The sequence below is a fragment of the Geodermatophilus nigrescens genome, from assembly GCF_900129495.1.
GTDB classification, from domain to species: domain Bacteria; phylum Actinomycetota; class Actinomycetes; order Mycobacteriales; family Geodermatophilaceae; genus Geodermatophilus; species Geodermatophilus nigrescens.
In genome coordinates, this window is sequence record NZ_FQVX01000001.1 from 1,348,384 (window position 1) to 1,357,901 (window position 9,518).

Below are 9,518 nucleotides of genomic sequence, written 5' to 3' on the forward strand. Positions count from 1 at the left end.
CTGGCTCACCGTGACGCGTCCTGGCTCGCCGCCCATCGTGAGCCCGGACGCAGCACGATCAGCCGGCCTGATCGTGCCCGGCCTGCCACTGCCGCACCCAGGCGCGGCCGTAGTCGTTGCCGTGCGGGGTCCGCAGCACCGTGTGGACGTGGAACGGCTGCGGAGTGGCGTGGTCGAGGAAGACGCCGCAGTGGTGGTCGAGCTCGGCGATCACCACCGGCGACTGCACCCGGTAGTAGAAGACGTCGCCGGGCGCGTGCCCGCCGATCCAGGAGAACCACGTGTCGTCGAGGTGCACCCCGACCTCGCGCAGCCGCGCCGCCCGCGGGCCCTCGGGGAGCAGCCGCACGAACGTCGACACCAGGTGCAGCACCCGGGCGCGGGCGTCCGCCGAGAGGTCCGCGCCGCGCACGCCCTCGGCCGGGATCACCCGGTTGTCCTGGAACGCGCCGGCCAGGTGCCGCTCGTCGCCGGGGTGCACGCGGCCGGGCGGCATCGCCGGGTCGACCATCCGCTCGTAGACGGTGGCGGCCGCCCGCTGCTCCGGCGTCAGCGCGGCCATGACCGACAGGCCGGCCTCGATGCGGTCGGCGAACAGGCCGGCGATCCCGGCGTGCGGGCCCTCGTCGATCTCGTCGGGTTCGGCGCCGACGAACACCGGCGAGACCACCATCCGGCCCTCGACGACCAGCACGTTGACCGCGCAGTGGTGGCCGTAGAGCTGCCAGCCCCACGGCGCGCGGAGGTCGGGGGCGCCGTAGAGCGCGAGGTTGTAGCTCCACTCGCCGAGCACGGTGGGCAGGTCGACGACGTCGCCGAGGAAGCCGTTGACCAGCATCGCGGCGTGCACGAGGCCCGCGCCCTCGGGCGACAGCGACGCGCGCACGAGGCCCAGCGCCGCCTCGCGCACCTCCTCGGGCTGGGACTCCAGGCGCAGGCCGGTGTCGAACTGCATGAACTCCGGGTTGGCCCAGGTCTGCCACTCGGGCGCGTCGACGGGGAAGCACACGCGCGCGCGGTCCTCGGCCGACAGGAGGGAGAGCAGGGACCCCGCGGCGGCCACCATCGCGGCCACCGGCGCCTCCTCGCCGGGGCGCGCGGGCTCTAAACGGTGCACCTCCGGGCGCAGCGTGCCGTCCTCGGTCACCCCGCGGAACGGCGCCAGGTACAGCGGCGTCCAGCCCTCGACCAGGCCGCCGGTGAACGTCCCGGGCGTGCGGGCGTGCTCGCGGTAGGCGTACGGGTCCATCCCGCGGACCTCCGCCAGCCGCGGGTGGTCGTGCGGGAACAGGTACCGCCGGAACTCACCGGGCACGGCGCGCCCCGCTCCCCACGATGCGGTTGGTGAGCACGCCGAGCCGCTCGACCTCGACCTCGACGACGTCGCCGGGCTGCATGAGCCACGGGGGCGTGCGGGCGTAGCCGACGCCGGACGGCGTGCCGGTGGCCAGCAGGTCGCCCGGGCGCAGCGTGAATGTGCGCGAGACGAGGGCGAGGGTGTCGCCGACCGTGTAGACCATCTCGTCGGTGCGCCCGTCCTGGACGGTCTCCCCATTGACCCGGGTCCGGACCCGCAGGCCCTCGCGCAGGTCGCCCACCTCGGCGGCGGGGACCAGCGGCCCGAGCGGGCCCGACTCGTCGCCGTTCTTGCCGAGGATCCACTGGCTGGTCAGCTTCTGCGCCCGCCGCGAGGTGACGTCGTTGAAGGTGGAGTAGCCGACGACGGCGGCCAGCGCCTCCTCCGGCGTCGCGTCGGTCAGCGTCGAGCCGACGTAGGCCACCACCTCGCCCTCCCAGTCGAGGCCGTCCTCATCGGCGGGCACCGGGATCTCCGCCCCGTCGACGGTGAGCGACTGCGTCCAGCGGGCGAACAGCGTCGGGTACGGCGGCACGCCGTCGCCGGCGAAGGAGCCTTCCGCGACGTGCTTCAGGTAGTTCAGCCCGATGCAGACCACCCGGGCGCCGGGCAGCACGGGCGGCACGAACTCCACGTCGCCGACCGGGACCGGCTCCCCGTCCACCTGGCGCGCGAGGTGCCCGGCGGCGTCGGCCCAGAAGTCCTCCAGCCCGGCGAGCACCGTCACCGTCGCGCCGTCCTCCGAGAGCGCCGCCACCTCCACCGGCCCGCCGTCGCGGCGGATGCCCACGACCCGCATCAGGCGAGCCCGTTACGGCGGGCGACCTCGCCGAGCCAGATGAGGCTCGGCTTGGGCGTGCGGGCGAAGGTCCGCCGGTCGACGGCGACCAGGCCGAAGGTGGGCCGGTAGCCGAGCATCCACTCGAAGTTGTCCAGCAGCGACCAGTGCAGGTAGCCGCGGACGTCGGCACCGCCCTCGACCGCGCCGGCCAGGGAGGTCAGCGCGTCGCGGGTGAAGGCGATGCGGTCGTCGTCGTCGGCGGTGGCGATGCCGTTTTCGGTGACCAGCAGCGGCAGGCCGGGCAGCACCTCGGCGGCGCGGGCGACGGCGGCGCCGAGCGCCTGCGGCCGGCGCTCCATCCCGTGGGCCAGCGTCTGCAGCTCCGGGGCGGGCGCGACCAGGCCGCCGCCGTCGAAGCGGGCGGCGGTGTAGACCTGCAGGCCCAGGAAGTCGTCGTCGCGGGCCACCTCGAGGAACTGGTCCTCGAACGCGGCGCGCTCCTCGCGCATCCGCTCCTCCCCGCCGGGCTCCGCGAGGTGCTCGCGGCCGACGAGCGTCATGCCGGCGGCGCGCACGTTCCCGCGGAGCACGTCCATCGCCCGGCCGTGCAGGCCGAGCAGGGCCTCGGCGACGCCCTGGTCGGGCCGGGGGAGGCCGCGGATCTCCTCGCCCCGCATCGCCATCGCGCCCATCACCGGCTGGGCCGCCATGAGGTTGGGCTCGTTGAGCGTGCAGACGTACTCGGCGTCGGCGAGCACCGGCAGCGCGTACTCGGCGAAGCGGGCGAGCCGGTCAAGGGTCTTCTGCCCGGTCCAGCCGCCGTCGCGCAGCAGCCAGCGCGGCTGGGTGAAGTGCACGAGCGTCACGACCGGCGCCAGGCCGCGGTCGCGGCAGCCGTCGAGGACCCGGCGGTAGTGGTCGAGGGCCGCGCGGGAGAACTCGCCCTCCTCCGGCTCGATGCGGCTCCACTCGAGGCTGAACCGGTAGGCGGTGAGTCCCGCGCCGGCGACCAGGTCGAGGTCCTCGGGCCAGCGGTGCCAGGAGTCGCAGGCGTCGCCGCTGGGCTCGGCGAACGGCGAGTGCGGCGAGTGCTCGGCCTCCCAGTGGTCGTTGTTGACGTTGCCGCCCTCGACCTGGTGGGCGGCGGTGGCGGCACCCCAGAGGAAGCCCTCCGGGAACTGTGCGGCGGTCATGGGCGGATCTCCTTCGGGGAGGGTCAGCGGAGGGCGGGGACGGCGGCGCCGAGCACGCGGGCCAGCAGCGCGTCCGGGTCGGGGACGGACGCGCCGCGCCAGGCGACGTGCTGGTCGGGCCGCACGAGCACCAGGTCGGCGTCCACCAGGTCGCGCAGGCCCGGCTCGCCGGCCAGGTCCACGACGGCGAGCGGCACGCCGCGGGCGGCCGCGGCGGCCGCGAGGGCGCCGGGGTCCGCTGCGGGGTCGAGCCGCAGGAGCGTGAACCCGTCGCCGAGCCGGTCGAACAGCGAGTCGCCGCCGGCCAGCCAGGCGTGTGGCAGCCGCGCGCCGGGGTGCGCCGACGGGGTGAAGGTCGCGAGCGCGGGCCCGGGCACCGGCCGGCCGTCGGGGACGACGACGGGGGAGTCGGGGTAGTCGTAGCCGAGGACCAGGCCGAGGCTGTGGAACTCGGGGTCCTTGACCTGCAGCGCCTCCGCCAGCGCGGCGCGCAGCTCCACGCCGGTCGGGCCGTCGTCGTCCAGGTCGCGGCCGGTGAAGGCGGGGGCGAGGAACGCCTCCTGGCTGCCGGCGGCGTCGATGGTGCGCCGTGCGACCGGCCGGCGCTCGGGCTCGTAGCTGTCGAGCAGTGCGGCGGGCGCCCAGCCCTGCAGCACGGCGGCGAGCTTCCAGCCGACGTTGACCGCGTCGCCGACGCAGGTGTTGAAGCCGTGGCCACCCCACGGCGGGTTGAGGTGCGCGGCGTCGCCGACGAGGAACACCCGCTCGCCGCGGTAGCGGTCGGCGAGCAGCATCCGCGCCTGCCACGGGTCGGTGGCCAGCACCTCGACGTCGATGTCGTCCCCGACCATCGCGCGCACCAGCGCGGCGGCGTCGGCGTCGCCGGCCACCGTGTCGACGCCCTGGACGATCGCCCACCAGGTGCCGTCGAGGTCGAGGCGGCCCATGAGCCCGCCGCGCTCGGTGCCGATCACCCAGTGGTGCACGCCGTGCGCGCACAGCGGCCGCTCCTCCAGCGCGCGCGAGCGGAAGGTGACGCTGAGGTTGGGCAGCGCGCCGGATGAGCCCTCGTAGCGCGCGCCGATCGCGCGGCGGGAGACGCCGGCGCTGCCGTCGCAGCCGAGCACGTACTCGGCGGTCACCTCGGCGGTCCCGCCGTCGCGTCCCTCGACGACGGCGCGCACCTCGTCGGGGCCGTCGGTGACGGCGGTGACCCGGGAGCCGAGGAGCAGCGTGACGGCGGGCAGTTCCGCGGCGGCCTCGCGCAGCAGCCGCTCGACCTCCGACTGCGGCGCCTGCTGGCCGGCCTCGGCGGCGATCTGCCGCGGCCGGGTCCACAGCCCGAACGCCTCCGGGAAGCGGGTGATCTCGTGGCCGAACAGCCCGGTGCAGAAGACGACGTCCTGCGCGTACGAGACCGGCAGCGGCGCGGCGGCGCGCAGCCGGTCGGCCAGGCCCCAGCGGCGCAGGTGCTCCATGGTCCGGACGCTGGTGGTCTTGGCGCGGGGGCGCAGCGGGTCCAGCGCCGTGCGCGGCTCGACGACGAGGACCTCGATCCCGCGCCGGCCCAGCTCGATCGCCGCGGCCAGGCCGCTGGGACCGCCGCCGGCCACGAGGACCGGGACCCGCGGGGGGACGTGCGCTTCGGTCACGGGGGACTCCTGTCGAACAGCGGTGCGGGAGCAGTCTCTGGCGCGATGGAGGCCGAGGAGGGGGGCCGGCGGGCTCGGGGGGCCGCGTCCGGACGGGGACGAGCATCCGTGGCGCGGGTCACCCTGCCGAGTGCCGATTCCATTGACCGGCAAGCGGACCCCGGCCGTTCCGGATCAGCCGCCGAGCAGCCGCGCGCGGAGGAAGGCGACGGTCCGGTCGAGGGCGTCGGCCGCCGCCTCGGGGGCGTCGAGCCACATGTGGTCGGCGCCGGGGTAGGTGTGCAGCGCGACGTCCGCGCCTGCCGCGCGGAGGGCGTCGGCGAGTCGCTCGGACTGCACGCACGGGACGAACCGGTCGGCGCGGCCGTGCAGCAGCAGGAACGGCGGCGCCCCGGCCGACACGTGGGCGAGCGGGCTCGCCTCCGCCGCGGCGTCGGGGGCGTCCGCGGGCGCAGCGCCGAGCAGCTGCGCCTCGCGGGTGCCGGCGTCGGCGGGGTCCGCGCCGGCGTCCCCGGCGAAGCCCACGAGGTCGGTCGGCGGGTACCAGGCGGCCACCCCGACGACGGCGCTGGACGGGCCCGTCACGCCGACGTCGCCCTCCAGCTCCGGGTCGGTGACCAGGCCGAGCAGCGCGGCCAGGTGCCCGCCGGCCGACTCGCCCCACGCGGCCGGCCGGTCGCCGTCGATCCCGAGCTCGTGCGCCCGGGACCGCAGCCAGCGGACGGCGGCCTTCGCGTCGGACAGTTGCGCGGGCCACACCGCCTCGCCGGAGAGCCGGTAGTCGGCGCTGGCGACGGCGATCCCGGCGGCCGCCACGCGCCCGAACAGCGTGCGGCCGGGGAAGGCCGGCCCGCCGGAGCGCCGGCTGCCCAGCCGCCAGCCGCCGCCGTGCAGGAAGAGCACGACCGGGTGCGGGCCGTCGCCGGCCGGCAGGTACAGGTCGAGCTCGAGCGGGCGGGCGCCGGGGAGCGCCGCGTAGGGGACCCCGGGGAGGAGGCGGGTGCCGTCCGGGCCGGGCAGGGCCGGCGGCAGCGGGGCGGCGTGTGCCGGCGGGGGCAGCGGCAGGGCGGGCGTGGGCACGGGGCCTCCTCGGGACGCGCGACGGGCGCGGCTCCACGCAGGAGCCGCGCCCGGTGAGGGGATGCGGGACTCAGCCCTGCTCGGGCCAGGTGTAGTCGCGCAGGAACCGCATCCGGTGCTGCTGCGCCGCCGCCTGCATGCGCGGGAAGTCCGGGACGAACGGCGGCTGGTCCGTCGCCGTGGAGTCGGTCGGGGTGCCCATGTGCTGGAAGAACCGCTCGAAGCCGCCCGACAGCGTGCCCATCATCCGGGCGTCCTCGACGATCTGGTACGCGTGGGCGAAGCCGGCGGGGACGTAGCCGAAGTCGCCGGGGGTGAGCAGCTGGGACTGCTTGCCGCCCTCGGCGTCCTCGAAGAACAGCCGCACCTTCCCGTCGAGGACGAAGAACGTCTCGTGCGTCGCGTCGTGCGAGTGCGTGGGGATGACGTCGCCGGCGGGGGAGTCGCTGACGACGATCCCGAACTGGTTCTCCGTCTCCTCACCGGAGAGCAGCACGGTGAACAGGTCGCCGAAGAGCTTCGCGTGCTCGCCCTCGCCGCGCCGGAGCACGTAGGGGACGGGCTTGCCGGGCAGGACCCCCTGCCACTGCGGCCCCTTCTCCGGGTCGATCAGGTACTCGAAGCTCATCTGCACTCCCGGGTCGGGTCGACGCTGACCGGTCGAGCATCCGTGACCCCGGTCACCCGACCAACGGCCGTGCCATTGAGCGGCACACGTCGCTGTGGCTCCCGCGATCATGGAGCCGGCGTGAGGACGCGCCGGCGCCCGCCGGGGTGTCGCCACCGCAGCTCCATGATCGCGGAGGTACGGCCCGCGCGGCGGGACGGCGCGGCGGGGAGGGGTCGCAGCCTGAGGTGCTCGCTCAGCGGCCGGGACCGAGGGGGCGGCGTGCGCCCAGGCCGCGGGAGATCGCGCGGGCGGCGGTGCGCACCGCGGGCCCGAGCACCCGCGCATCGGCGCCCTCCTGTGGCACGACCACCGAGACGGCGGCGGCGAGCCGGTCGGCGGCGTCGAACACCGGCGCGGCCACCGACACGATCGGCCGCGGCACCTTCCGGCGGAAGTGCGCCATGCCCTCGCGGCGGACGTCGGCCAGCGTCCGCCGCAGCGCCGCCTCCGACACCGGCGTGCGCTCCGGCTCGTGCAGCAGCGGCCGGGACAGGTACTCCTCCTGCACGTCGGCCTCGGCGTAGGCGAGCAGCACCAGGCCCACGCCCGTGGAGTGCAGCGGCAGCCGGCCGCCCACGCTGTAGAGCACCGGGATCGCCGCGTGCGCCGACAGCCGCTCGAGCAGCACGGCGTCCCCGCCCTCCCGGACGGCGAGCAGCACGTGCTGGCGGGTGACCTCCTCCAGGTCACCGAGGAACGGCATCGCCACCTGGCGCAGCCCGCGGGCCCGCGGGGCCAGCGAGGCGACCTCCCACAGCCGCAGGCCCACCGTGAACCGGCCCTCGGCGTCGCGCTCCAAGGCGCCCCACGCGACGAGCCGGCCGGCCAGCCGCAGCGCCGAGCTGGTCGGGATGCCGCTGCGCCGGGCCAGCTCGCCGAGGGTCAGCGACGGGTGGGCTGCGTCGAACGCGGACAGCAGCGCCAGCGCCCGGTCGACCACCGGATCGCCCTGCGGCGGGCGCTTGCCCCGCACCCGGGGCACGTCCCCGGGCGACGTCTCCGACACCTGTCGGCCACCTCCCCGTCAGCTGAGGCGCGCACCACACTCGCGTGCCATTGGCCGGAATTGTGCCTGACGCCACAGGGGAGACGTCCGCATCGTCTTGGAGCAGTCGGGCGGAGCAGCCCGCACGGCCGCCGGTCGGCCGTCCAGACCCCTCGCGTCCGTCGAGGATGAGGAGCCAGGACACGATGAATCGATTCACCACGCGGACCTCCCGGCAGACCCGGCCGGCGACCGTGCGGATCGGCGCCGCGGTGCTCGCGACGGCGACCGCGGCCACGCTCGCGGCCTGCGGCGGCAACGGCGGCGGCGGGGGTGGCGGCAGTCAGAGCGCCGACGGCACGCTCACCATCGCCTTCGACGCCGACGCCGCCCCGACCGGGTACGACCCGCTGCTGTACTCCCAGCGCCAGTTCGAGTTCTTCGCGTCGCTCTACGACTCGCTGTTCGTCACCCAGCCCGACGGGTCGGTGGAGCCGAGCCTGGTGACGGAGTTCTCCAACAACCCCGAAAACACCCAGACCACCCTCATCCTGCGCGAGGGCGTCACCTTCACCGACGGGTCCCCGCTGGACGCCGAGGTGGTCAAGGCCAACCTCGACCGGCGCAGCGACCCCGACCTGGAGGCGTACGGCTCCCTGGCGCCGGGCCAGGCGTCGGAGATCACCGACGTCACGGTCCAGGACCCCCGCACGGTCGTCATCACCTGGGCGCAGCCGCAGGCGACGCCCGAGCAGAACCTGGCCGACACGACCGGCGTCATCGTCGGGCCCACCGGCGTCGCCGACCCCTCCTCGCTGGAGACCACCCCGGACGGCTCGGGCGCCTACGTCCTCGACGAGGACGCGACCACCCGGGCGAGCACCTACACCGTGGTCAAGAACGACGACGCCTGGGCCGCCGACGAGTGGGTCTGGGACACCATCGAGTACGACGTCATCACCGACCCGCAGTCGCTGGCCAACGCGGTCGTCTCCGGCCAGGCCGACATCGCCACCCAGCTGGACCCCACCACGATCGACCTGGTCCAGTCCCGGCAGAGCACCGTGGACGTCGGCGGCACCATCGTCGGCTTCCCGGTGATCGACAAGCTGGGGAGCAGCAACCCGGCCTTCGGCAGCGAGCAGGTGCGCCAGGCCCTGCTGTTCGCCACCGACCGCGAGTCGCTGGTCAGCGACCTGCACGACGGCTCCCGACCGACGTCGCAGTTCTTCCCCGAGGACGCCCCGGGCTTCGACCCCGCCCTCGACGAGGAGTTCGCCTACGACCCCGACCGCGCCCGCGAGCTGCTGACCGAGGCCGGCTACCCGGACGGCATCGACGTCGACCTGACCGTGCTCGGCCAGCCGGACGAGGACGCCGTCGCCGTGCAGAGCCAGTGGGCCGAGGTCGGCATCCGGCTGAACTTCGTCACCGCGACCTCGACCGACCAGGTCTTCGCGGCCGTCCGCACCGACCCGGTGATCTTCGGGCCCTTCTCCGTGGGGTCCAACCCGGCCGGCTTCGTCGCGGGCGTCCTCTACGGCGGGTTCATGAACATGCAGCAGGCGCAGGAGCCCGACATCCAGTCGGCCCTCGGCGCCGCGCTCGGCGCGACCGGTGACGCGCAGCAGCAGGCGCTCACCGACCTGAACCGGGCCATCACCGAGCACGGCTGGTTCATCCCGGTCTACGAGGACGTCACCTACGCCGGCTACAACGCCGACTCGGTGAGCGAGCCCGCCTTCGCCGGGACGAACAACTACCTCGTGCTGTCGGCCGTCCAGCCGGCCAGCTGAGGTC

General features: G+C 75.4%; 8 protein-coding genes. 1 reads left to right on the top strand and 7 read right to left on the bottom strand.

The features are described from left to right. Positions 1 to 58: 58 nt before the first annotated feature. The 7 genes from BUE37_RS06710 to BUE37_RS06740 all read right to left on the bottom strand — a co-directional run bounded on the left by BUE37_RS06710 (position 59) and on the right by BUE37_RS06740 (position 7,739). Positions 59 to 1,315 (bottom strand): DUF3500 domain-containing protein, encoded by a 1,257-nt coding sequence (locus BUE37_RS06710; RefSeq protein ID WP_073419254.1) that lies wholly within the window; start codon positions 1,313 to 1,315, stop codon positions 59 to 61. Continuing rightward, the gene (locus BUE37_RS06715; protein WP_073419255.1) at positions 1,305 to 2,156 is read right to left on the bottom strand and encodes a fumarylacetoacetate hydrolase family protein; all 852 of its coding nucleotides are present in this window, start codon (positions 2,154 to 2,156) and stop codon (positions 1,305 to 1,307) included. The genes BUE37_RS06710 and BUE37_RS06715 overlap by 11 nt, the downstream gene beginning before the upstream one ends. Continuing rightward, positions 2,156 to 3,331, bottom strand: coding sequence for a glycoside hydrolase family 1 protein (locus BUE37_RS06720; RefSeq protein WP_073419256.1), 1,176 nt, complete (start codon positions 3,329 to 3,331; stop codon positions 2,156 to 2,158). Before BUE37_RS06720 ends, BUE37_RS06715 begins: the two co-directional genes overlap by 1 nt. 23 nt (positions 3,332 to 3,354) lie before the next feature. Continuing rightward, complete coding sequence (locus BUE37_RS06725; protein WP_073419257.1) at positions 3,355 to 4,983, bottom strand: FAD-dependent monooxygenase; 1,629 nt, start codon at positions 4,981 to 4,983, stop codon at positions 3,355 to 3,357. A gap of 174 nt (positions 4,984 to 5,157) precedes the next feature. Continuing rightward, positions 5,158 to 6,063, bottom strand: a complete 906-nt coding sequence (locus BUE37_RS06730) for an alpha/beta hydrolase (RefSeq protein ID WP_073419258.1) — start codon at positions 6,061 to 6,063, stop codon at positions 5,158 to 5,160. Between the two features lie 70 nt (positions 6,064 to 6,133). Then, positions 6,134 to 6,691: a quercetin 2,3-dioxygenase gene (locus BUE37_RS06735; RefSeq protein WP_073419259.1), complete on the bottom strand. Its 558-nt coding sequence runs from the start codon at positions 6,689 to 6,691 to the stop codon at positions 6,134 to 6,136. A gap of 235 nt (positions 6,692 to 6,926) precedes the next feature. Continuing rightward, the gene (locus BUE37_RS06740) at positions 6,927 to 7,739 is read right to left on the bottom strand and encodes an IclR family transcriptional regulator (RefSeq protein ID WP_245794338.1); all 813 of its coding nucleotides are present in this window, start codon (positions 7,737 to 7,739) and stop codon (positions 6,927 to 6,929) included. 167 nt (positions 7,740 to 7,906) lie between these two features. Between BUE37_RS06740 and BUE37_RS06745 the strand changes: the two genes are divergently transcribed. Further along, the gene (locus tag BUE37_RS06745; protein ID WP_083628369.1) at positions 7,907 to 9,514 is read left to right on the top strand and encodes an ABC transporter substrate-binding protein; all 1,608 of its coding nucleotides are present in this window, start codon (positions 7,907 to 7,909) and stop codon (positions 9,512 to 9,514) included. Positions 9,515 to 9,518 lie beyond the last annotated feature (4 nt).

Coding starts and splice junctions, on each gene's coding strand:
- BUE37_RS06735 (WP_073419259.1), bottom strand. CDS start 6,691: ATGAGCTTCGAGTACCTGATCGACCCGGAGAAGGGGCCGCAGTGGCAG.
- BUE37_RS06720 (WP_073419256.1), bottom strand. CDS start 3,331: ATGACCGCCGCACAGTTCCCGGAGGGCTTCCTCTGGGGTGCCGCCACC.
- BUE37_RS06715 (WP_073419255.1), bottom strand. CDS start 2,156: ATGCGGGTCGTGGGCATCCGCCGCGACGGCGGGCCGGTGGAGGTGGCG.
- BUE37_RS06745 (WP_083628369.1), top strand. CDS start 7,907: ATGAGGAGCCAGGACACGATGAATCGATTCACCACGCGGACCTCCCGG.